Annotated in this window: 25 protein-coding genes; 12 read left to right on the forward strand and 13 right to left on the reverse strand. The window is 59.8% G+C overall.

Going from position 1 to position 22,900, the window contains the following annotated elements; genetic code table 11:
* Window positions 1-103: 103 nt before the first annotated feature.
* The 6 genes from pyrF to cmk all read right to left on the reverse strand — a co-directional run bounded on the left by pyrF (window position 104) and on the right by cmk (window position 5,079).
* Window positions 104-805, reverse strand: a complete 702-nt coding sequence (gene pyrF / locus A7976_RS04695) for an orotidine-5'-phosphate decarboxylase (RefSeq protein ID WP_067107852.1) — start codon at window positions 803-805, stop codon at window positions 104-106.
* A complete protein-coding gene (lapB, locus tag A7976_RS04700) occupies window positions 802-1,971 on the reverse strand; it encodes a lipopolysaccharide assembly protein LapB (RefSeq protein ID WP_067107854.1) in 1,170 nt (389 codons plus the stop codon). Before lapB ends, pyrF begins: the two co-directional genes overlap by 4 nt.
* A gap of 10 nt (window positions 1,972-1,981) precedes the next feature.
* Entirely contained in the window at window positions 1,982-2,242 is a 261-nt protein-coding gene (locus A7976_RS04705) for a lipopolysaccharide assembly LapA domain-containing protein (RefSeq protein ID WP_067107857.1), read from the reverse strand.
* Between the two features lie 75 nt (window positions 2,243-2,317).
* Window positions 2,318-2,602 (reverse strand): integration host factor subunit beta, encoded by a 285-nt coding sequence (locus tag A7976_RS04710; protein WP_067109066.1) that lies wholly within the window; start codon window positions 2,600-2,602, stop codon window positions 2,318-2,320.
* Window positions 2,603-2,614: 12 nt separating this feature from the next.
* Window positions 2,615-4,321, reverse strand: coding sequence for a 30S ribosomal protein S1 (gene rpsA / locus A7976_RS04715; RefSeq protein ID WP_067107860.1), 1,707 nt, complete (start codon window positions 4,319-4,321; stop codon window positions 2,615-2,617).
* 92 nt (window positions 4,322-4,413) lie between these two features.
* Complete coding sequence (cmk, locus tag A7976_RS04720) at window positions 4,414-5,079, reverse strand: (d)CMP kinase (protein ID WP_067107863.1); 666 nt, start codon at window positions 5,077-5,079, stop codon at window positions 4,414-4,416.
* 96 nt (window positions 5,080-5,175) lie between these two features.
* Between cmk and A7976_RS04725 the strand changes: the two genes are divergently transcribed.
* Window positions 5,176-5,373 carry a DUF2061 domain-containing protein gene (locus tag A7976_RS04725; protein WP_067109069.1) on the forward strand — a complete coding sequence of 66 codons (198 nt, stop codon included), beginning with the start codon at window positions 5,176-5,178 and terminating at the stop codon, window positions 5,371-5,373.
* Here A7976_RS04725 and aroA read toward each other — a convergent pair.
* Window positions 5,361-6,647, reverse strand: a complete 1,287-nt coding sequence (gene aroA, locus A7976_RS04730; protein WP_067107866.1) for a 3-phosphoshikimate 1-carboxyvinyltransferase — start codon at window positions 6,645-6,647, stop codon at window positions 5,361-5,363. The two genes, A7976_RS04725 and aroA, sit on opposite strands and share 13 nt — an antisense overlap.
* A 2-nt stretch (window positions 6,648-6,649) precedes the next feature.
* Window positions 6,650-7,534 carry a prephenate dehydrogenase/arogenate dehydrogenase family protein gene (locus A7976_RS04735; protein WP_082877997.1) on the reverse strand — a complete coding sequence of 295 codons (885 nt, stop codon included), beginning with the start codon at window positions 7,532-7,534 and terminating at the stop codon, window positions 6,650-6,652.
* Between the two features lie 86 nt (window positions 7,535-7,620).
* Here A7976_RS04735 and A7976_RS04740 point away from each other — a divergent pair, with 86 nt between their 5' ends.
* The gene (locus A7976_RS04740; protein WP_067107869.1) at window positions 7,621-8,511 is read left to right on the forward strand and encodes a 5'-nucleotidase; all 891 of its coding nucleotides are present in this window, start codon (window positions 7,621-7,623) and stop codon (window positions 8,509-8,511) included.
* A gap of 377 nt (window positions 8,512-8,888) precedes the next feature.
* Here the strand turns inward: A7976_RS04740 and A7976_RS04745 are convergent, their stop codons facing one another.
* From A7976_RS04745 to A7976_RS04765, 5 genes are read right to left on the reverse strand one after another with little or no spacing between them, the layout of a single operon-like run.
* Window positions 8,889-9,632 (reverse strand): arginyltransferase, encoded by a 744-nt coding sequence (locus A7976_RS04745; RefSeq protein WP_067107872.1) that lies wholly within the window; start codon window positions 9,630-9,632, stop codon window positions 8,889-8,891.
* Complete coding sequence (gene aat, locus A7976_RS04750) at window positions 9,616-10,317, reverse strand: leucyl/phenylalanyl-tRNA--protein transferase (protein ID WP_067107875.1); 702 nt, start codon at window positions 10,315-10,317, stop codon at window positions 9,616-9,618. Before aat ends, A7976_RS04745 begins: the two co-directional genes overlap by 17 nt.
* A 49-nt stretch (window positions 10,318-10,366) precedes the next feature.
* Window positions 10,367-10,735 (reverse strand): cupredoxin domain-containing protein, encoded by a 369-nt coding sequence (locus A7976_RS04755; RefSeq protein WP_067107878.1) that lies wholly within the window; start codon window positions 10,733-10,735, stop codon window positions 10,367-10,369.
* Window positions 10,732-12,960: a heavy metal translocating P-type ATPase gene (locus A7976_RS04760; RefSeq protein WP_067107881.1), complete on the reverse strand. Its 2,229-nt coding sequence runs from the start codon at window positions 12,958-12,960 to the stop codon at window positions 10,732-10,734. The genes A7976_RS04755 and A7976_RS04760 overlap by 4 nt, the downstream gene beginning before the upstream one ends.
* A gap of 41 nt (window positions 12,961-13,001) precedes the next feature.
* Window positions 13,002-13,196, reverse strand: coding sequence for a heavy-metal-associated domain-containing protein (locus A7976_RS04765; RefSeq protein WP_067107884.1), 195 nt, complete (start codon window positions 13,194-13,196; stop codon window positions 13,002-13,004).
* A 167-nt stretch (window positions 13,197-13,363) separates the two neighbouring features.
* Between A7976_RS04765 and cueR the strand changes: the two genes are divergently transcribed.
* The 10 genes from cueR to A7976_RS04815 all read left to right on the forward strand — a co-directional run bounded on the left by cueR (window position 13,364) and on the right by A7976_RS04815 (window position 22,833).
* On the forward strand, window positions 13,364-13,771 hold the full coding sequence (gene cueR / locus A7976_RS04770) for a Cu(I)-responsive transcriptional regulator (protein ID WP_067109076.1): 408 nt from the start codon (window positions 13,364-13,366) through the stop codon (window positions 13,769-13,771).
* A 91-nt stretch (window positions 13,772-13,862) separates the two neighbouring features.
* Window positions 13,863-14,228 carry a hypothetical protein gene (locus A7976_RS04775; protein ID WP_131800998.1) on the forward strand — a complete coding sequence of 122 codons (366 nt, stop codon included), beginning with the start codon at window positions 13,863-13,865 and terminating at the stop codon, window positions 14,226-14,228.
* Window positions 14,229-14,439: 211 nt separating this feature from the next.
* Window positions 14,440-14,772, forward strand: coding sequence for a copper-binding protein (locus tag A7976_RS04780; RefSeq protein WP_067107889.1), 333 nt, complete (start codon window positions 14,440-14,442; stop codon window positions 14,770-14,772).
* A gap of 33 nt (window positions 14,773-14,805) precedes the next feature.
* Entirely contained in the window at window positions 14,806-16,083 is a 1,278-nt protein-coding gene (locus A7976_RS04785; RefSeq protein ID WP_067109080.1) for a TolC family protein, read from the forward strand.
* Entirely contained in the window at window positions 16,080-17,510 is a 1,431-nt protein-coding gene (locus A7976_RS04790) for an efflux RND transporter periplasmic adaptor subunit (protein ID WP_067107892.1), read from the forward strand. Before A7976_RS04785 ends, A7976_RS04790 begins: the two co-directional genes overlap by 4 nt.
* 1 nt (window position 17,511) lies before the next feature.
* Window positions 17,512-20,640, forward strand: a complete 3,129-nt coding sequence (locus A7976_RS04795) for an efflux RND transporter permease subunit (protein WP_067107895.1) — start codon at window positions 17,512-17,514, stop codon at window positions 20,638-20,640.
* Window positions 20,633-21,211, forward strand: coding sequence for a DUF2231 domain-containing protein (locus A7976_RS04800; protein WP_067107897.1), 579 nt, complete (start codon window positions 20,633-20,635; stop codon window positions 21,209-21,211). Before A7976_RS04795 ends, A7976_RS04800 begins: the two co-directional genes overlap by 8 nt.
* Window positions 21,212-21,231: 20 nt before the next feature.
* Window positions 21,232-21,663 carry a DUF411 domain-containing protein gene (locus tag A7976_RS04805; RefSeq protein WP_067107899.1) on the forward strand — a complete coding sequence of 144 codons (432 nt, stop codon included), beginning with the start codon at window positions 21,232-21,234 and terminating at the stop codon, window positions 21,661-21,663.
* A 9-nt stretch (window positions 21,664-21,672) separates the two neighbouring features.
* The gene (locus A7976_RS04810) at window positions 21,673-22,308 is read left to right on the forward strand and encodes a cation diffusion facilitator family transporter (RefSeq protein WP_067107901.1); all 636 of its coding nucleotides are present in this window, start codon (window positions 21,673-21,675) and stop codon (window positions 22,306-22,308) included.
* Between the two features lie 36 nt (window positions 22,309-22,344).
* Window positions 22,345-22,833, forward strand: a complete 489-nt coding sequence (locus A7976_RS04815) for a YHS domain-containing protein (RefSeq protein ID WP_082877998.1) — start codon at window positions 22,345-22,347, stop codon at window positions 22,831-22,833.
* Window positions 22,834-22,900 lie beyond the last annotated feature (67 nt).

Raw genomic sequence — 22,900 nt, forward strand, 5'->3', positions numbered from 1 at the left:
GTTGACGATTGGCGAGGATGCATCGGCGTCGGGCCAATGCCTCTTGATCGATTATATTTAAACTCAACTATGCGGTATGAGTATCTGTGCTCAACTTAAGCGGCTAAATTTCATCGATAATGGCATGAAGCGCCTTGAGTGGGTCGACTGCCTGCGTAATGGGGCGGCCGATCACCAAATAGCTCGACCCTTGCTGCAGCGCATCTGCCGGGGTGACGATGCGCGACTGGTCATCCTTGCTAGCCGCGGCGGGACGGATTCCCGGGGTGACCAGGCAAAAATTCTGCTTTACATGTTGGCGCAACAGGGTGGCTTCCTGGGCTGAACAGACAACGCCATCGAGGCCAGCCTGCTCGGTCAGCAAAGCCAGGCGCAACACCTGATCCTGTAAATTGCCCGATATGCCGATTTCGTTCAGCGCGGCCTGATCCATGCTGGTGAGCACCGTGACGGCGATCAGCAACGGCTGTTGCGAGGACTTGTCTATCGCATTACGCGCGGCCTCCATCATCGCGCGGCCGCCCGAGGCATGCACGTTCAGCATCCACACCCCTAGCTTGGCGGCAGCTTCGCAGGCTTTGGCCACCGTGTTGGGGATGTCATGGAACTTGAGGTCGAGAAAGACGCCAAAATCCCGCTTCACCAGCTCTTCCACAAAACGCGGCCCTTCTGCGGTGAACAGCTCCTTGCCGACCTTTACGCGGCAAAGCGTGGGATCGATGCGGTCGACAAAGGCCAGCGCCTGCTTCGCTTCCGCGAAATCGAGCGCGACGACAATTTTCGGATCGTGATACTGTGCGGTCATCGTAGCGGTTGCTCCTTGGGTTCCGGCGGAAAGCTTTCCCAGTGATTGCAGCCCGGGCACTGCCAGTAGTACTGACGTGCGCGGAAGCCGCACTGGCTGCAGCAGTAGCTGCGCGTGTTGCCGAGGAAATGGTGAACGGTATTCTTGATCAGGCCGACATCGCTTTCTTCGCCGCTCTTTTCAATCTCACGCGCCTGGAGCAGACGGTCGAGTATGTTCAAGCTAGGCTTGCGAACCAACTCGGTACGGGCCAGTTTGGCGGCAGCATCTGCGCCTTCGTGTTTCAGAGTCGCTTCATAGATGATATTGAGGATGGAAGGCAGGCTGTATTTTTCCATCCATACCTTGAGCAACTCCAGACCTTCGCCGGTTTTCCTTTGAGCTGTGTAGTTTTCGAGCAGGCGTGAAGCGACCAGTCCGAGATATTGCGGTTTTTGCTGCTCGACACGTTTCCAGGTGACGATGGCCTCCAGCCGCGAACCAGCCGCAGCTTCCATGTCGCCCAGCATGATGGTGGCGCGCACGCATTCCGGATTGGCTGCCAGCGCTTCCGCCAGGTATTTCCTGGCTTGGTCGGTGCCAACCGCGGAAGCGGCCTCGACGGCCAGTTCGCAATGGAATTGCGCGATTTCCTTATGGAAGCGAACGCCGGATGCGCGCTCCAACTCTGTTGCCGTCTCAATGGCGCGCAGCCAGTCGCGTTCGCGAATGTAGATATCCAGCAGGGAGCGCAGTGCCGGCTGGTGATAGGTGGGCGATGCGCACAAGGCGCGGAAAAGCTCTTCGGCCCGGTCAAACAGGCCTGCTTTCAGGTAGTCCTGCGCCAGTTCGGCCATGATGGCGAAGCGCTGAATATCCGACAGCTGTGGCCGTTCGAGCAGGTTGGTATGCAGATGGATCGCTCGGTCGATTTCGCCGCGCAGGCGAAACAGGCTGCCGAGCGCAAAATGCAGTTCGAGTGATTCCGAATTGATCTGCACCGCCTCGATAAAGGCCTCAATAGCTTTATCGTGCTGTTCCTTGATGAGGAAATTCAGCCCCTTGAAGTAAGCGGCGGGCATCGCGCTCGACTCGGTGAGCAACTGCTTGAGATCCATGCGCGCGGCCAGCCAGCCGAGCAGGAAAAACAGGGGGAGGGCCAGCAGCCACCAGTATTCGAATTCCATTGTGAAGAGGTCAGTCCTGACTGGACTGCAAAGCGTGCAGTTCGCGTTGTATCGCCAGCAGACGGCGACGTTGTTGTATGACGAGTGTCAGGCAGGCAATGATCCCGGCCAGCGCACCGGCGCAGAAAGCGAGCAGCATGACCAATATGAGTGGAGCATGCCATTGCAGCCCCAGATAGTATTCCAGCGTGACCGGGGCGGTGTTCTTGAGAGCGAAACCCAAGGCCGCGAGGAATAGCAGAAATCCACCTGTCAGATATAAATAACGCATGCCGCATTTTACCTAAATCGACATAAAAAAAGCGGCAGAACGCAGGTTCTGCCGCCTGTTTTACCAATACTACGGTTACGCGTCTAAATCGACCCGTTCGCGCAATTCCTTGCCAGCCTTGAAGTGCGGTACATACTTTTCGGGTACCTGCACCTTGGCGCCGGTTTTCGGGTTACGACCGAGGCGCGGGGGACGGTAGTTCAGACTGAAGCTGCCAAACCCCCGAATCTCGATGCGTTTGCCAGTAGCAAGCTTTTCCGCCATGGCGTCAAGGATCGCTTTGACCGACAGCTCGGCGTCCTTGACGACGAGCTGCGGGAACCGAGCTGCCAGCTTGGCAATCAACTCCGATTTGGTCATGGCGTCCATGCCTTACTCGTTGTTTTTGCCGTCGAGTTTGGCCTTGAGCAGCGCCCCCAGATTGGTGGTGCCCGCATTGCCGCTGTCGTTGCTGCCGTACTTCTGCATGGCGTCGGCTTCGTCGGCCATATCCTTGGCCTTGATCGACAGGTTGATGCCGCGGTTTTTGCGGTCGATGTTGATGATGCGGGCTTCGACTTCGTCGCCTTCCTTGAGAACGTTGCGGATATCTTCAACCTTCTCGCGGGAAACTTCGGAAGCGCGCAGGTAGCCTTCGACTTCGCCGTCCAGGGTCACGACTGCACCCTTGGCATCCAGGCTCTTCACGACGCCCTTGACGATGCTGCCCTTGTCATGGGTGGTGGTATAGGAGTTGAACGGGTCGTTGTCGAGCTGCTTGACGCCGAGGGAGATACGCTCCTTCTCGACATCGATCGCCAGCACGACAGCTTCCACTTCGTCGCCCTTCTTGAAGTTGCGGATGGCTTCTTCGCCAGTCTGGCTCCAGGACAGGTCCGACAGGTGGATCAGGCCGTCGATGCCACCGGCCAGGCCGATGAATACGCCGAAGTCGGTGATGGACTTGATCTGGCCGGAAACCTTGTCGCCGCGCTTGTGGCTGGCAGCGAAATCGTCCCACGGGTTGGACTTGCACTGCTTCATGCCGAGCGACAGGCGGCGGCGGTCTTCGTCGATCTCGAGGATCATGACTTCGACTTCGTCGCCCAACTGGACGATCTTGGCCGGATGCACGTTCTTGTTGGTCCAGTCCATTTCGGAAACGTGAACCAGGCCTTCGATGCCCGGTTCGATTTCAACGAACGCACCGTAGTCGGTGAGGTTGGTGACCTTGCCGAACAGGCGGGTGCTGACCGGATAACGGCGGGACAGGGCAACCCACGGATCGTCGCCCAGTTGCTTGATGCCCAGGGAAACGCGATTCTTCTCTTGATCGAACTTGAGAATCTTGGCTTCGACTTCTTCACCCACGGTGAGGACTTCGGAAGGATGCTTGACGCGGCGCCATGCCAGGTCGGTGATGTGCAGCAGGCCGTCGATGCCGCCGAGGTCGACGAATGCGCCGTAGTCGGTGATGTTCTTGACGATGCCCTTGACCACTGCGCCTTCCTTCAGGTTGGCCAGCAGTGCTTCGCGGTCTGCGCCCATGGAGGCTTCCATGACGGCGCGGCGGGACAGCACGACGTTGTTACGCTTGCGATCCAGCTTGATGACCTTGAATTCCCATTCCTTGAATTCGTAAGGGGTGGTGTCCTTGACCGGACGGGTGTCGACCAGCGAACCCGGCAGGAATGCGCGGATACCGTTGATCATGACGGTCAGGCCGCCCTTGACGCGACCGTTGATCACGCCCTTGACGATACGGCCTTCTTCCATCGCTTCTTCCAGATCCAGCCAGGCCGCCAGGCGCTTGGCTTTTTCGCGAGAGAGTTTGGTGGAGCCGAAGCCGTCTTCCAGCGATTCGATCGCGACCTTGACGAAATCGCCGACGGCGACTTCGAGTTCGCCCTTGTCGTTGCGGAATTCGGAGGCGGCGATCACGCTCTCGGACTTGAGGCCGGCGTTGACGACAACGAAGTCGTTATCGACGGAGACCACTTCAGCAGTGATCACTTCGCCCGAACGCATTTCCTGGCGTGCCAGGCTTTCTTCGAACAGGGCGGCAAAACTCTCTTGGGATTGTGGGGAAGCAGTAGCCATTAATTAAAGTACCTAAATATTCCCGCCTGGCGGCGGGTCAGATTAAAAAAACCATGAATCGTGCGATTCATGGAGCTTAAAAATTGGTGTTGCTAGTGCGCGGCATGAGAATCCAGTACCGACTGCACGGCCTGCGCGATGGTAAGATGATCCGTATCGAGCAGTGCGGCATCCTCGCATTGCTGCAACGGCGCCACCTTACGTTCCCGGTCCCGGGCGTCGCGCAATTGCAAATCTTTGAGGATGTCGTCTAGATTAGCATGGTTTCCTTTTTCCATCAACTGCTTATATCGCCGTTCGGCGCGCACTTCAGCGCTTGCAGTCAGGAAAATCTTGGTCTCGGCATCCGGGAAAATCACGGAGCCCATGTCGCGTCCGTCGGCCACCAGGCCCGGCGTCTTGCGAAAGCTGCGTTGCAGGTCTAACAGCGCGCGACGCACTTGCGGATGCACGGCGACTTCGGATGCGCCTCGGCTCATTTCTTCGGTTCGCACTTCCGCGCTGACGTTCTCACCGTTCAGAAAAATCTCGCCATTCTCGAAACGAATATCCAGATCCTTGGCCATGTCGGCCAGAGCAGCTTCTTCATTCCAGGAAATGCCTTGCTTCGATCCTGCCAGCGCGACGATGCGGTATAACGCACCGGAGTCCAGGTAGTGATAACCCAGCTTCTGCGCTACGAGTTGCGCGACAGTACCTTTGCCGGAAGCGGATGGACCGTCGATGGCAATCACGGGAGGGGCGGGCGGCTGGCTCATCTATTTGTATTTCCTATCGGACTCTTTTAAACAATCAATTTGTTTGAATATCAAGCGTTGTTGATAATGGTTCTCATCAAAGTCAAGGAGGCCATCATGAAAAAAACGCTTTCGTTTGCTGCTGTTCATTTTTCTGTCGCCTTTACCGTCGGTTATGCGATGACGGGCAGCGTGGCAGTTGGCGGAGCTATTGCCCTGGTCGAGCCAGCCTGCAATACCGTGGCTTATTTCTTCCATGAAAAATTCTGGCAGCGCATGGGTCATGAAGGGCTGGCCCATGCTCACCGCGCCTGAACGACTTCTCCGAATCTGTCGAAATAGTCGGGGAAGGTCTTCGCGACGCATTTCGGATCATTGATCGTCACCGGCACGCCGCCCAGCGAAACGAGCGAAAAGCACATCGCCATGCGGTGGTCGTCGTAAGTGTCGATTGCGGCGTTCGGAATCAGGGCGACCGGCGGCGTGACCCGGATGTAGTCCGCACCTTCTTCCACCGTGGCGCCCACCTTGCGCAGCTCGGTTGCCATCGCGCTGATGCGGTCGGTTTCCTTGACGCGCCAGCTGGCGATGTTGCGCAGCGTGGTGGTGCCGTCGGCGTACAGCGCGGCGATGGCCAGCGTCATCGCGGCATCGGGAATGTGGTTGCAATCGAGGTCGAGCGCTTTCAGCTTGCCGCTCGATGTGGCTTCGATCCAGTGGTCGCCCATCGTGACTTCAGCTCCCATCAACTCCAGCGCCTCGGCGAAACGCACATCGCCCTGGATGCTTTGCTTGCCTATGCCTTCCACGCGCACCGGTCCGCGGCCGATGGCGCCTGCAGCCAGGAAATACGAGGCGGAGGAGGCGTCGCCTTCCACCCACACTTCGCCGGGGCTCCGGTAGCGGCTGTTTGCGGGAATCGTGAACGATTGCCAACCGTTGCGCTGAACATCGACGCCGAAGCGTGCCATCAGGTTGAGCGTGATTTCGATGTACGGCTTGGAGATCAGTTCGCCGACGACTTCAATGGTCGTTTCCTGTCCGGTCAAGGGCAATGCCATCAGCAGTGCAGTCAGAAACTGGCTGGAAACATTGCCGCGCACGGAAACCTTGTTGCCGCTGACGGCGGAAGGGAAAATTTCAAGCGGAGGAAAACCGTCATTGCCCAGATAGCGGATGTCCGCGCCGGCCTGGCGTAAGGCGTCCACGAGGTCGCCGATGGGCCGTTCATGCATGCGTGCGACACCGGAAAGCTTGTAGTGTCCACCGGACAGGGCCAGCGCGGCGGTCAGCGGACGGAAGGCTGTGCCGGCGTTGCCAAGAAAAAGATCGGCTTCCTTGACTTTGAATGCTCCGCCCACACCCGTGACTTTCCAGTCGTCAGCGCCGGTTTGCTCCAGCGGTATACCAAGAATTTTCAGCGCTTCAAGCATGCGCGCGGTGTCGTCCGATGCGAGCAGGTCGCGGATATGCGTTGTGCCTTCGGCCAGGGCTGCCAGTAGCAGCGTGCGATTGGAGATGCTCTTGGAGCCGGGCAGTTTGATGGTGCCTTTGGCGCGGCTGACGGGTGAGAGATTCAATGTATCCATAGTTATTTGCTTTGAGAGTGAGCCCATTCATTGCGGGCATGGCGGGCGTGTTCGAACGCAGCAGCGAGTGCGTCGCCATCATGCGCGTCAATCAGGCTGCGGATTTGCGTAAGGCGCGCAATATAGGCGTCCAGCTCTTGCAGCATTGCAGGGCGGTTGGCGAGGCAAATGTCGCGCCACATTTCCGGCGAGCTGCCGGCAATGCGCGAAAAGTCGCGGAAGCCGCCGGCGGCAAAGCTGAACAGTTGATCGGCATTGGGGCGGCGCGCGATTTCCTCGACCAGCGCAAATGCCAGCACGTGCGGCAAATGGCTGACGGCGGCGAATATCCGGTCGTGGAGATCGACTGGCATTTCAATGACGTGAGCCCCGCAGCCTTGCCAGAAATCGGCGATGACTTTCACATCCGCAGCGGAATTTTCAGGCAGTGGCGTCAGGACGATATTCTTGCCGTCGAACAGTTCGGTTTTCGCGGCCAGGACGCCGCTTTTCTCCGCGCCGGCAATCGGATGGCCTGGAACGAAGCGTGGCAAGGCGTCGCCGAGATTGGCGTGCGCGGCTTCGACCACATCGCCCTTGGTGCTGCCTGCATCGGACAACAGGGTATTTGCGCCCAAGTGTGGACGAATCGCCGCCATCACGTCCGGCATCTGGCCGACCGGCATCGCCAGCAATACGAAACTGGCGTCCGCAACCGCTGACTCAACCGGCTCGATGGCGTCAATCACGCCCAGTTTGAGCGCCGCATCCATGTTTTCGCTCGGGCGCCCCACGCCGACAATGCGGCGCGCGAGCCCGGCCCGCCGTGCGGCAAGCGCGACCGAGCCGCCGATCAGACCGACGCCTATGATCACCAGTTTGTCCAGCATGGCCTGTTTGTCGAGCATGATGTACGGAGTGGAAAAAAGGGAGGTATTCTAGCATGATGGCTTGCCTGTCTTCTCTTGCAAGGCCCCCTAGAAAGTATTTACGGATGGAAACACACAACAAACTTGTTATCGGCATTGCTTCGCGTGCGCTGTTCGACCTGTCGGCCAGTCATGAGGTCTTTGAGCAAGAAGGCGTGGAGGCGTATTGCCGCTATCAGATCGAGCACGAGGATGACCCGCTGGAGCCCGGCGTCGCCTTCGGACTGACGCGCAAGTTGCTGGCGCTCAATCAGCCGGGTTCGGTACAGCGGGTAGAAGTGATCCTGCTGTCGCGTAATAGTGCCGATACCGGTCTGCGCGTGTTCAATTCGATCAGGCATCATCGACTCGGCATCGAGCGAGCCGTGTTTACGCGCGGGGAAAGTCCGTATCGCTACGTGCCGGCGTTCGGCGTCCATCTCTTTTTATCAGCCGACCCGGCGGATGTGCGGCAGGCGCTGGAGTCGGGTTATGCGGCGGCGACCATCCTGCCTTCCAATGTGGGGCGGAACGAGACCGACCAACTGCGTATCGCTTTTGACGGCGATGCGGTGTTGTTTTCGGATGAAGCGGAGCGGGTGTACAAGGCCGGAGGGCTGGCTGCCTTTTCGGACAGCGAGGTGCAAGCGGCACGCGAACCGTTATCCGGCGGGCCTTTCAAGAATTTTCTCGCAATGCTGCATCACATTCAGGCGGAATATCCCGCCGACTCCGCGCCGATACGGACTGCGCTGGTCACGGCGCGTGGCGCACCGGCGCACGAACGGGTGATCCGCACCTTGCGGCATTGGGGGATTCGTATCGATGAGGCGCTGTTCCTTGCGGGAATGGACAAAGGACCATTCCTGGAGGCCTTCGGGGCGGATATCTTTTTTGACGATCAGAGCAAACACTGCGAATCGGCACGGCAGCATGTGGCGACCTGTCACGTGCCGCACGGCATTGCGAACGAATAAAGGTAATGCGGAAAAAGGTTATGGCAAGGCCTGTTTCAGTAGTATTCGGCAATTGCCATCGCGATAGATTCGGGATGACTGCAGGACGCGCGCGATACGAGTTTTGAGTTCGCAACTTGCGCAACCAGCAGATGCGCTCCACATCAACGCGACCCAGTAGGAAAACCATGCCTGGCGCATCGTCACTTGCTTGCCGCCGTTTGGAAAAACCAGACTGCGGTTTGCGCCTTACGTACTTCCTCACGCATGGCCTTGGCAACGCCGAATACTACTGAAACAGGCCTTTAAATAGATGGCGTTCCGAGATTGAGCTCCAATGTCAGAACGCCGATGCCACGGAGATGACATAAGTGTGACTTCGGCAAATCAGCGAAAGTTCACACATCTTTTGAAGAATTTTTCATGAGCGGATGCCACTCTCCGTCAAGCAGGGCTTCCAATGGCTGGAAGTCTTGTTTGTAGGCCATTTTGCGGCTTTCGGCGATCCAGTAACCGAGGAAAAGATAGGGACGCTGGATCCGCCGGCACCATTCGGCCAGCCACAGGATGCTGTAAGTGCCGTAGCTGGCGTGCGGGTTGCTGCAATCGTAAAAGGTATAAACCGCGGATAGGCCATCTCGTACGCAATCCACCACGCTCACCATCTTGAGCACTTCGTTTTCGCGGAATTCGACCAGCACGGTCTCGACATTGCTTTGCGCAAGGAAATTCCGGTACTGCTCGACGCCATCCGCATCCATTCCGCCGCCGGTGTGTCGCGCATGCTGGTATGCGCGATACAGCTTGAAATGCTCTTCGGAATAATGCAGGTCGAGCACTTGTACAGTGAGGTTGGCGTGATGCTTCCAGGCGCGGCGTTGGCTGCGGCTTGGTTTGAATTCTGAAACAGGAAGGCGAACCGGCACGCAGGCCGAGCAATTTTCGCAATGCGGACGGTAAGCGAATTTGCCGCTGCGGCGAAAGCCGAATTGGATCAGGTCGCTATAAACGCGGTTGTCGATCAGGTGGTGCGGCGCTGCAATCAGGGATTGCGCCTGACGCCCGTCAAGATAGCCGCAAGGGTAGGGCGTGGTGACGTAGAACTGGATCCGCTGAAGCGGCGGGTCATTGGGCAGGGTCATGGAAGTTCCATTTTCCTGAAGAATCAGATTCCAATTTTACCAATTCGGACAATCTCTGGGCAAATTCGTTGCGGGAGATTTCGCGTGCGCCCAGACGGGCAAGATGGGCCGTATGCATTTGGCAATCGATCATGCCGAAGCCTTGCTGTTGCAGGAGCTGTACCAGATGCACAAAGGCCAGCTTGGAAGCGTCCGTGGCGTGGTGAAACATCGATTCGCCGTAAAACATGCGGCCGATGGCGACGCCGTATAGCCCGCCGACTAGTTTGCCGTCCATCCAGGTTTCAATGGAGTGGGCATAGCCCAGGGCGTGCAGCTTGCAATATCCTTCCAGAATTTCCGGCACGATCCAGCTACCCTCCTGCCCGGGGCGCGGCGTCGAGGCGCAGGCCAGCATAACCTCGCGAAATACCGTGTCGTAGCGTATTTCGTAATCCCGCTTTTTCAGCCGTTTGGCAAGCGAGCGGGAAATTTTCAACTCATCCGGAAACAGTACCATGCGCGGATCGGGGCTCCACCACAGTGGCGGCTGTCCGGGGCTGTACCATGGGAAAATGCCATGGCGATACGCATCGAGCAGACGCTTCGGCGAGAGATCGCCTCCGGCTGCGAGCAGGCCGCTGGGCTCTTTCAATGCTCGCTCCAGCGGGGGAAAAGGGGTATCAGCGTCCAGCCAGAAAATCATTGCTCAAGGGCCGTACTCAACCGCCGGCATGTCTGCGCTACCTGGGGAATCATGCTTGCGTCGCCACCAATCGTCCTCGATACATGCCCATCTGGCAGGTGAATTCATATTGGCCAGGATTCAGTGGAGGCAGGGTCACGCTCTGCGTCTTGCCCAGCGGGAGGTCGGCGCTGATGCCGAGATCGCCGAATACGACTTTTTCCGCACAAGGCGTGGCGTCATGGCGGGTAAAGCGCAGCGTCAGCGCCTGTCCTGCCGGGACTTCGAGCGCGGCCGGCTGGTAGACGCCATCCTTGACCTGGATATCGATGGATTGCTGTGCGTTGACATGTTCGGCTTTGGATTTGGAAAGCCAGAACCACCATGCGATCACCGCAATCGCGGCAATGCCGCCCAGGGTGACGATTGTTTCGCTCATGGCTTGAACCACCGCAAGCGTCCCGCATTGCTGACCACGGTGACCGACGACATCGCCATCGCCGCGCCGGCGATCATCGGATTGAGCAGCAGGCCAAACAAGGGATAGAGCAGGCCGGCGGCAATCGGAATGCCCAGGACGTTGTAGATAAAGGCGCCGAACAGGTTCTGCCGGATATTGCGCACTGTCGCGCGCGAAATGGCAATTGCGTTCGGCACCCCGTGCAGCGAGCCGGACATCAGCGTGACATCGGCAGATTCGATGGCGACATCGGTGCCGGTGCCAATGGCGAAACCGACATCGGCGCGGGCCAAAGCGGGAGCATCGTTGATGCCATCGCCGACCATGCCGACCTTTTCGCCGCGCGCGATCAGCTCGGCAACCTGTTTGTCCTTGTCCTGCGGCAACACTTCGGCGAATACCGCGTCGATGCCAACCTGTTTTGCCACTGCATGTGCCGTGGCGGCATTGTCGCCGGTGAGCATGACGACTTTTATATGCAGCGCATGCAGCCGGGCGATGGCGGTTTTTGAATCCGGCTTGATCGGGTCGGCCACAGCGACGATGCCGGCCAGCATGCCATCTGCGGCCAGGAACATCGGCGTTTCCGCGCGCGATGCGGACTGCTGGGCCTGGTCGTGCAGGGCATCGCAGGCAATGCCGTGCTCTTCCATGAATTTGTAGTTGCCGAATCGGACATGCTTGCCATCGATCTCGCCATGCACGCCGTGGCCTGCAACCGCCTGGAAATTTTGGACTGGGGCGAGTGCCAGGCCGCGTTCCTTTGCGGCATTGAGCACCGCTTCCGCCAGCGGATGCTCCGAGCCTGCTTCCAGACTGGCGGCGAGGCGCAGCAGTCCGTCGGCATCATGGCCGGCGGCCGGAATGAGCGCGGTCACGGCGGGTTTGCCCATCGTTACGGTGCCGGTCTTGTCGAGGACTACGGTGGTCAGCTGTCCAGCCTGCTGCAACGCGTCGCCGTTGCGGATCAATATGCCGTGTTCGGCCGCCTTGCCCACGCCCACCATCACCGACATCGGCGTTGCCAGCCCCAGTGCGCATGGACAGGCGATTACCAGCACGGTGACGGCCGCGATCATCGCAAAGTTGAGCCGGGGTTCGGGGCCGAAATCGAACCAGACGACGAATGTAGTCACCGCGACGATCAGCACCGCCGGCACAAACCAGGCGGAGACGGTATCGGCCATCCGCCCGATGGCAGGTTTGGCGCCTTGCGCCTGGCGGACCATTTCGACAATGCGCGACAGCGCGGTATCCTTGCCCACGCGCGTCGCTCTAAAAAGAAAGGTACCGCTTTTGTTAAGCGTGCCGCCGGAGACTTCCGCGCCTACGTTTTTTTCGACCGGCATGGGCTCGCCGGTGAGCATGGACTCATCGACCAGGGAATGGCCTTCGATCAACTCTCCGTCTACCGGGATTTTCTCGCCCGGCCGGACGCGCAGCGTATCGTTGACGCGCACCTCGGCCAGCGGAATATCGATTTCCTGCCCGTCGCGCACGACGCGTGCGGTTTTCGGTTTCAAGCCGATCAGGCGTTTCACGGCTTCCGAGGTGCGCCCGCGTGCGCGCATCTCCAGCGCCTGCCCCAGCACGACCAGGCCGATGACGACGGCGATCACGTCCCAGAATGGTTCGGCGGTACCGGCCGGGAATAGGCGCGGCGCGACGGTGACAGTGAGCGAATAGCCCCATGCTGCCGCCATGCCCAGTGCGATCAGCGTGTCCATCGTGGCGGTGTGGTTGCGCAATGATTTCCATGCGCCAATGAAAAATTGCGGACCGGAGTACAGCATCACCGTCAGCGTCAGCACTGCGAGGGCGGGCGATCCCCATTGCATCAGGGCGTGTGGCATGTTACCGCCGAGCATCGCAGGGAAACCGAATGCCAAGGCCGGCACGGCGACGGCCAGCGCGAACTGTGATTTACGCATTAGCACACGGTAATGTGCGAGTTCGGCGGCTTCTTTCTCGCTTTCGGCGGCTTCTTCGTCAATGATTTCGCTGGCGCGATAGCCCGCTTTCGATACGGCTGCAATCAGTGCGGGTACCTGGGCTTCGCCGCGAACATCGGCTGTCCGGGCGGCAAAATTGACATTCACTTCCGCGACGCCGGGCACGCCGCGCAAAGCGGTTTCGACGCCGGCGACGCAGCCGGCGCAGCGCATGCCGTCAATCGCAAGCCGAAGGGAATTGGACGATGTCATGTTTCTAGCCTACTGCCCGCAGATGATGAGGGCAAGCGACTTCATTCTGCGACGCGGTAGCCTGCCGCTGCAATCGCATCGGCAATGGAGGAAGCCGGCAACGTGCTTTCCACGTTGACTATCTTGGTTGCGGGATCGGCGATGACAGTGGCGTCCGGATCGATGTTGCGGATGGCTGCGGTAATCGTCGCTGCGCAACCGCCGCAGGTCATGTCGTTAACATTGAAAGTATGCATTTGGAATCTCCTTGAGTGTAGCCCTGCATTGCATAACGATACTCTGAACCTTCCCATGATGGTAAGGTCAAGCAATTTGCGGGGCTTGACCTTACCATGGTGGGAAGCTTCATCATCATTCGCTCAACTTTCAAGCCGCAGCGATCAGGAGGATATCGATGGGTGTCATGAGTATCGGCGAAGCCGCCGCGGCGTCAGGTGTGACCGCAAAAATGATCCGGCATTACGAAGACATGCACCTGATTCCGGAGGCATCGCGAACGCTGGCGGGATATCGCATGTATTCCGACAAGGACGTGCATATCCTGCGCTTTGTCCGCCGCGCGCGCGGCTTGGGATTTTCCATCAAGCAGATCGCGGATTTGCTAGGTTTATGGCGCGACCAGTCGCGCTCCAGCGCGAGAGTCAAGGCGCTGGCACTGGAGCATATCGCCGAGCTCGAACGCAAGATCGCTGAAATGCAGACGATGAAAACCGAGTTGGAACGGCTCGCCCATTGTTGCCATGGGGATCATCGTCCCGAATGCCCGATACTGGAGCAATTGGCTGGCGATTCTCCGGCGGATGCAGGGTGAGCGAATTGCGCTTCTCGCTGTGCGTCGAGATGGAAATTACGGGAGTTTCTCCGTGTTTACAGGGTTTTAAAAATAGGCGCATAATAAAAATATGTATTCCAGACTAAGCCGTTTGATCGTGCTGCTCGCCATGCTGATCTGCCTGCCCCTGAACGGGCTGGCGGCATCGATCATGCCTGCGTGCGATGCGCACGGTCAGGCCATGGTAATGCATGCCGATGCCGACCAGGCGGATGCGATGCCGGGCTGCGATCATCATGAGACCAAGTCTCCATCCGCAAAAACTCCCTGCGAAAAGTGTTTTTCCTGTCATATCGTGACGGCTCAAGCCATCGTGCCGTTCGCCTTTACCATGCTGGCAATGGCGGCCAGCCCGAAATTTTCCGCGGCAATCGCCGAAAAACCGCAATCCCTTTCCTCTTTCCTGTTCCGACCTCCCATCTCCTCCTTCGCCTAGTGCTGAAGGTTCTCCGGCGTTGTCACGCAGTCGATCCGATTTGATTGTTTCGGGTGCATGCTGCCCAGCCATCCTCCAGCACACCCAATAGACGCGTTCGTTAGCTGTCGGATGCAGTGCGTATTTGCGCGCTGCAGTGGCAATCGAGATGCGTCCGGGGTTTGCCCGAACCCTGTCTGGATTGATACAACTGATACAAGGAGAGTCCGAAATGAAAAAATTCCTGATAGCCGCATTGGCACCATGGGTGCTCGGCAGCGCCGCCATGCCTGCATACGCCGCCGATACGCGCCCTCCCAAAGCCGAGGCACAAAAAAGTTATGCCGCAAGGGGCGAAGTGGTCGCCGTGGACAAGATGGGCGGCAAGGTGACGCTCAAGCATGAGGCCGTCGCGGAGTTGAAGTGGCCCGCCATGACCATGTTTTTCGCGGTCGCCGACAAGGCGCAACTGGATGCGCTGGATGTCGGTGACCGAGTCGAGTTCCAGTTTGTAAAGGTCAATGGCCGTGCGCCGCTGATTACGCAGATCAAGCCGGTGAAGTAAGTGGCCGGCCAAATGGAGAAAACAGGTGAATCCATGAAAACGAACAAGCAACTTCGACGCCTTGCTCTGGCGGTCGCCCTCCTGGCGATGTCGTCAGCCCAGGCGGAGGAAACATCGGCGCCGCTCGGCGCCGATGTGCAGGAACTGCTGCAATGGGCCGATACCCATAACCCGGAACTGGCCGCGATGCGCTACGAAGTCGAAGCCGCCGGCGAGCGTATCGCCCCGGCGGGCGCGTTGCCCGATCCGGTGTTGCGGGTCGAGTTGCAGGATTTTGCCGGGCCGGGTGCGCCGGACGGTTTCAATCCGCTGCCCGGCAAGGGCAGCGGAACCAAATACACCCTGATGCAGAGCATCCCGCTGTGGGGCAAGCGCGATCTGCGCAAGGAGGTGGCCACGGCACAAGTGGATCAGGTGCGCGGGCGCCGTCAGGCAGCGGTCGTCGATATCCATGCCCGGATCAAAAGCGCTTATGCGCAGTATTACCAAGCCGTCGGATTGAAAAAGCTGGCTGAGGACATCCTGCGGCTGCTGAACGAGCTGGAGGCGGTCACGCAGGCACGTTACGCCGGCGGGCTGACGCCGCAGCAGGACGTGATCCGGGCGCAGGTCGAGAAGACCATGCTGCGTTCCGAGATTATCAGTCTGGGCACCGAGCAGCATCACGCCATGGCCAGGCTGAATGCGGCGCTGGGGCGGCCGCAGCTTGCGCCGATTGCCGAGCCGCAGACGCTGCGCCGCGTATCCCCTGAAAAGATCGATGCCGCCGTCCTGCAGGAGAAAGTACTGCATGGCAATCCGCTGCTGGCTGCGCAGTCGGCGCAAGTATCGGCCGCCGATGCCAACCGGCGGCTGGTGGAGAAGAACCGCTACCCCGATGTCACGCTCGGCATTGCGCCGACCCAGCGTGGCGGCAGCATCGATAGCTGGGAGGCGATGGTGGAATTCAATATCCCCCTCCGCTTCGATACCCGCCGTTCGCAGGAAAGCGAGGCGAGCGCGATGCTGGCTGCCGCTAGGGAGCGTCGGCAGGCGGTGGCGAACCAGCTGGCGGCCGAATTGCAGGAATCGCTGGCGGCACTGGATGCAGCCGTTAAGCAGGAGCAACTGATCGCCAATACCTTGTTGCCGCAGGCCGAGTTGACATTCCGTTCCGCGCTGGCCGGCTACGAGTCGGGCAAGGTGGATTTTGCCACGCTGCTCGACGCCCAGCGCGCGATCAAGCGTGCCCGGCAAGACAGCCTAAAGGCACGCGTGGAGCAGGAAGTGCGTATTTCCGAAATCGAAAGCAGGGTGGGAGAGGAATTATGAAAAAAACCGGCATCTGGGCCGTACTGGGCTTGATCGGCCTGATGGCTGCAACCGGCGCCGGCTACTGGCTGGGGATGAAGCGGGCGGAATCGCCGGAAGTATCCGCCGCCCCTGCCAAGGCTGAACGCAAGATACTGTATTACCGCAATCCGATGGGCTTGCCGGATACTTCGCCGGAGCCCAAAAAGGATGACATGGGGATGGACTACATTCCGGTGTATGCCGACGAAGCACCGCCTGCACCGGCTGCAAATCCTGCGCAGGGCGAGCGCAAAATCCTGTATTACCGTAATCCGATGGGCTTACCGGATACCTCGCCTGTCCCCAAGCAGGACTCCATGGGCATGGATTACATCCCGGTGTATGCCGACGAAGTGGCACAGCCGGGACAGGTCAGTATCAGCCCGGACAAGGTCCAGAAGCTGGGCGTTCGTACCGAGCCTGCCGCGATGCGCGAGCTGACAAGGGTGGTGCGCGCCGTCGGCCAGTTTCAGGCGGACGAGCGGCGCTTGCATACCGTCACCGCCAAGTTCGAGGGTTACATCGAGAATCTCCATGTCAACGCCACCGGCCAGCCGGTCAGGCGCGGTCAGGCGCTGATGCAGGTCTATAGCCCGGAGCTGGTCTCCGCGCAGGAGGAATACCTGATCGCCTGGAAAGGCAGGAATTCGCTGGAAAACGGCACTGAAGAATCGCTGGCGGGCGTCGGCCAGCTGGCGGAAGGCGCGCTCAAACGGCTACGCAACTGGGATATTTCTGACGCGCAATTGCAGCGCCTGCAACGGGAAGGCAAGGTCACCCGCACGCTGACGCTGCATGCCCCGGCCAGCGGTGTGGTGCTGGAAAAGACAGCTGTGCAGGGAATGCGTTTCATGCCGGGCGAACCGCTGTTCAGGATTGCCGATCTTTCGGCTATCTGGCTTATCGCCGATGTATTCGAGCAGGATCTGGCGCAGGTGCGCATCGGGCAGGCGGTGAAGATTGGCGTCGATGCCTATCCCGGAAAGGAATTCAGCGGCAAGGTCGCCTATATTTATCCGACCGTCGCGCCCGAGACGCGCACCGCAAAAGTGAGGGTGGAGCTCGCCAATCCGGGCGGCCTGCTCAAGCCCGACATGTACGCCAGCGTGCAACTGGCCGCCGGAGGCCAGGCCAAAGTGCTGGCGGTGCCGGATTCGGCGGTGCTCGACAGCGGCATGCGCCAGGTGCTGCTGGTGCAGCGCGCCGAAGGCTTGTTCGAGCCGCGCGAAGTCAAGCTGGGCCAGCGCGGCGACGGCTATGCCGAAGTGCTGCAAGGCGTTGCCGAAGGCGAAATGGTGGTGGTGCGGGCCAACTTCCTGATCGATGCGGAGAGCAACCTGCGGGCGGCGCTGGGCGGCTTTGGCGAAAGCGCTTCGTCTGGCGCATCCGGCCACGAGGGACATTAATATGCTCGAACGTATCATTGCCTGGTCGGTACGCAATGTCTTCCTGGTGCTGCTGGCGACGCTGTTCGTGGTCGGCGCCGGGATTTACGCGCTGGTGAAAACACCGCTGGACGCGATTCCCGATCTCTCCGACGTGCAGGTTATCGTCTATACCGAGGTTCCCGGCCAGGCACCGCAAGTGGTGGAAGACCAGGTGACCTATCCGCTCACTACCGCGATGCTGTCGGTGCCTAAATCGCGTGTAGTGCGCGGCTTCTCTTTCTTTGGCGCGTCTTTTGTCTATGTGATTTTCGAGGACGGCACCGATATCTACTGGGCGCGTTCGCGCGTGCTGGAATATCTCAATGCCGCCACCGGCCGCCTGCCACGCGGTGTGACGCCGACGCTGGGGCCGGACGCCACCGGCGTCGGCTGGGTCTACCAGTATGCGGTGCTGGCAAAGAACCATACGCTGGAAGAGCTGCGTACCATTCAGGACTGGTATCTGCGCTACCAGTTGACCAAGGCGCACGGCGTCGCCGAAGTCGCCGGCATCGGCGGCTTCGTCAAGCAATACCAGGTAGTGCTCGATCCGCGCAAACTTCAGGCCTACGGCATTCCGCTATCGCGCATCACGCAGGTGATCCGCGACAGCAATCGCGATGTCGGCGGGCGCGTGGTGGAAATGTCCGAGACCGAGTACATGGTGCGCGGCAAGGGTTATCTTCGCGGCATCGGCGATCTGGAAACGCTGGTACTGAAAAGCGAGCGCGGTACGCCGGTGCTGCTGCGCGACGTGGCGCGGGTAGAACTGGCGCCGGACGAGCGGCGCGGCATTGCGGAACTCAACGGCGAGGGCGAAGTGGTGGGTGGCATCGCAATGGCACGCTATGGGCAGAACGCGCTCGAAGTCATCGGCAACATCAAGGAAAAACTCGCTGAAATTGCCCCTGGTCTGCCGCCGGGCGTCACGGTACAAGCGGTATACGACCGCTCCGAGTTGATCCATCGCGCCATCGATAACCTGAAAACGACGTTGATCGAGGAAAGCCTGGTGGTGGGGTTGGTGTGCGTGCTTTTCCTGCTGCATGTGCGGAGCGCGCTGGTGGCGATCATCATGCTGCCGGTAGGGGTGCTGATTGCCTTCATCCTGATGCGCTGGCTGGGCCTTAACTCCAACATCATGAGCCTGGGGGGTATCGCCATCGCCATCGGCGCGATGGTGGACGCGGCGATTGTGATGATAGAAAACGCGCACAAGCACCTTGAGCGCGCGCCGCCTGATGCCAATCGCGTGCAGTTGATGATCAACGCCTGCCGGGAAGTCGGCCCGGCGCTGTTCTTCAGCTTGCTGATTATCACGGTGTCCTTCCTGCCGGTATTCACGCTGGAAGCGCAGGAAGGGCGCCTGTTCCAGCCGCTGGCCTATACCAAGACCTTCTCCATGGCGGGCGCGGCGCTGCTGTCGATTACGCTGGTGCCGGTGCTGATGCTGCTGTTCGTGCGCGGCAGGATCATCCCGGAGCGCAAGAATCCGGTGAATCGTTTCCTGATCTGGATTTATCGGCCGGTCATCGCCTGGGTGATGCGCTGGAAGAAACTGACCATTTTCGCCGCCGTGCTGGCGCTGGCCGTATCGGTTTACCCGTTCACCCGGCTTGGCAGCGAGTTTATGCCGGCCCTGAACGAAGGCACGCTGCTCTATATGCCGGCCAGCCTGCCCGGCATGTCCGTCACCAAGGCGGCGGAGACCATGCAGACGCAGAATCGCATCATCCGGAATTTCCCCGAGGTGGCCTCGGTATTCGGCAAGGCGGGTCGCGCCAACACCGCTACCGACCCGGCACCGCTGGAAATGTTCGAGACCGTCATCAATCTCAAGCCGGAATCCGAGTGGCGTTCCGGGATGACCCTCGACAAGCTGATCGCCGAGCTGGATCAGGCGGTGCAGATCCCGGGCGTTTCCAATGCCTGGACCATGCCGATCAAGGCGCGAATCGACATGCTTTCCACCGGCATCCGCACACCCATCGGCATCAAGGTGTTCGGCAAGGATCTGGGCGAAATGGAAAAGCTCGCCAAGGAAATCGAGGCCGTGGTCAAGTCCGTGCCGGGGACGACGAGTGCCTACGCGGAACGCATCACCGGCGGCTATTACCTCAATATCGAGCCCGACCGTGCGCAGCTCGCGCGCTACGGCCTGACTGTGGGTGAGATACAGGATGTGATCGGAGGTGCGTTGGGCGGTGAGACCATTACCACCACGGTGGAAGGGCGCGAGCGTTTCGGCGTCATCACGCGCTACCCGCGCGAACTGCGTTCCGATCCGGACGCCATTGCCCGCCAGGTGCTGGTGCCGACGGCGGGCGGTGCGTTGATTCCACTCGGCCAGCTGGCGCGCGTCTCGCTGGAAAAAGGCCCGCCCGGCATCCGTACCGAGAACGCACTGTTGTCGGCGTATATCTATGTCGATATACGCGACCGCGACATCGGCGGTTATGTGGCGGACGCGCAAAAGGCGGTGCGCGAAAAGGTTAAATTCCAGCCCGGTTATTACGCGACCTGGAGCGGCCAGTTCGAGTACATGGAGCGCGCCAAGGAGCGCCTCAAGCTGGTGGTGCCGCTGACGCTGTTCATCATTTTTGTGCTGCTCTATATCAACTTCCGGCGCTTGACGGAGACGCTGATTGTCATGCTATCGGTACCGTTCGCTCTGGTGGGCGGGGTGTGGCTGATGTACTGGCTGGGCTATAACCTTTCCGTCGCGGTAGCGGTCGGATTTATCGCGCTGGCCGGCGTGGCGGCGGAAACCGGCGTCATCATGCTGATCTACCTCAACCACGCTTACGACGAGCTCAAGGCGAAACGCGAGGCGGAAGGCCGACCGTTTAACGTTCATGATCTGTATGCGGCGGTCATGGAGGGCGCGGTGGAACGGGTACGCCCCAAGATGATGACCGTGGTGGCGATCATGGCCGGCCTGCTGCCCATCATGTGGAGCAGCGGCACCGGTTCGGAAGTGATGCGGCGCATTGCCGCGCCGATGGTGGGCGGCATGGTGTCCTCCACCGTGCTGACGCTGATCGTGATTCCGGCCATTTATGCGTTGGTGAAGGAATATTCAATCAATCGAAAGGGTGAACATGCCTGAAATCATCCCTAACCTGCATCCGGTGCTGGTGCATTTTCCCATCGCCCTGATTGCAGTATCGGCGGTCTTCCATGTGGCGGCGCTAGCGACGCGCGGTAAGGCGTGCGCCACGCATTGCGCCATCCTCGCCCACACCACGCTGTGGCTGGGGGCGTTGGCGGCGCTGCCGACGGCGTTTTTCGGCTGGCAGGCGTTCAACAGCGTCAACCATGACGAGGCCGGCCACGTTGCCATGCTGGCACACCGTGCCTGGGCGCTGGCGACGGTGGCGGTTATTGCCGTGCTGGCCGGTTGGGACGCCTGGCGCAGCAAGGTGGATACGGTGCCGGCTTGGTGGTTCGCGGGGGCGGTGATCGGAGCCTGGGTTCTGGTTGCCGTTACCGCCTGGCATGGCGCGGAGCTGGTGTACCGGCATGGCTTGGGCGTGCTCTCGCTGCCCGCCGTGGAATCCGGCCAAAGGCATGAGCATGCGCACGGTGTCGCGATAGAGGCCGACACGCATCCTCATGTGGATGCCACGCCTCCCGCTGATGACGTCCACGGGCATTCCCACGAAGGGCATGCCCACTGATATTTGAACAGGAGAAAACCATGAAACGATGGATGCGCGTTGGCGCGATTGCACTTCTTTTGAGTTCGGTCTCTGCTTTTGCCGGCCCGGCCGTCACCCTCTACAAGAGCCCGAATTGCGGCTGCTGCGTGAAATATGTCGAGTATCTGAAAGCAAACGGATTCGCGGTCAAGTCTTATGACCAAGCCGACATGGATGGCATCAAGAAGCGCTACGGCGTGACCCGCGTCGCCAGTTGCCATACCGCGCTGGTCAACGGTTATGTGGTCGAGGGCCATGTGCCGGCGAGCGCGATCAACACGCTGCTCAGGGAAAAGCCCGCCATCGCCGGTATTAGTGTGCCCGGCATGCCGCTCAATTCGCCTGGCATGGGCGAGATGAAGAAGGGGACGTTGACGGTTTACACGATCCCCAAAGCGGGGGAGACTCCCAAGGTGTTCTCGGTGGAATAGGAGTGAACCTTGGCCGGCTGCTGCGAAGACAAATCCTGCGAAATCACCGCGCTGCGCATAAAACACCGGCGCGTGCTGCAAATCGTGCTGGCGGTCAACATCGTGATGTTCGCCGTCGAAGGCGTTTTCGGCTGGCTGGCGCACTCGACATCGCTGCTGGCGGATTCGCTGGACATGTTCGGCGATGCCACGGTGTATGCGATGAGCCTCTACGTGCTGGCGCGCAGTCAGCGTGCGCAGGGCGCGGTGGCGCTGGTCAAGGGCGCGATCATGCTGGCGTTCGGGCTGGGGGTGCTGGTTGAGGCCGCTTACAAGACGCTGCACCCGGTTATGCCGGAAGCGGCCACCATGGGCGTCGTCGGCGCGCTGGCGCTGGCCGCCAACCTGTTGTGTTTTTACCTGCTGTACACGCATCGCGAGGACAACGTGAACATGCGTTCGACCTGGCTGTGCTCGCGCAATGATCTCATCGCCAATACCGGCGTTCTGCTGGCGGCGGGGACGAGTTATGCGCTGGCGTCTCGATGGCCGGACATCCTCGTGGGCACGCTCATCGCGGCGTTGTTCATGAGTTCCGCGCTGCAGGTCATCCGCCAGGCGCGGATGACCTGCAGGCTCCCGAGACGAAGCACGCCAGCAGGATAGAGCTGTCAAAAGTAAAAGCGGCAAGGGGCGAGTGAAATGGACTGGCATCATCCGTTGAGCGATATCGACAAGGATCCGGTATGCGGCATGACCGTCGAGGGCGATGCAATTGCCACCCTCTACGAGGGCATACGCTATGTTTTCTGTTCAGCGCAATGCCGTGAGCGTTTTACCGCGACCCCGTATCTGTATATTGGCTATCCGGGGCATCCATCCCCCAGGCAAAGAGGCGTGCAGGTCATGAAAAGACGCAGCTTCAGGCTCGCCCAGCCTTTGTCTTCCCAAGAGGCCGATCTGCTTTGCGACGATTTGCGAGGCATGATGGGCGTGCATGAAATCCATGCGGATGGTGACTTGGTCAAGATCACCTATGACCTCATGGAGGTGGATGCCGAACTGATCGAGGCGCGGCTGCTCCAAATCGGGCTCAGGCTCGGTCAGGAATGGCCTGAGCAGTTGCGCCTGGGATTCATCCATTTTCTTGAGGAGTCCGAGGTGCTGGGCCTCGAGGAGCCTCCGCATTGAGTGCCCGAGCCAGCATCTGGACAGGCATGGCCAGGTGAAAGCGTGTTCCGACCCGGTGATTGTGATG

Origin of the sequence: Methylobacillus sp. MM3 (genome assembly GCF_001645185.1) — a bacterium.
Taxonomy (GTDB): Bacteria; Pseudomonadota; Gammaproteobacteria; order Burkholderiales; family Methylophilaceae; genus MM2.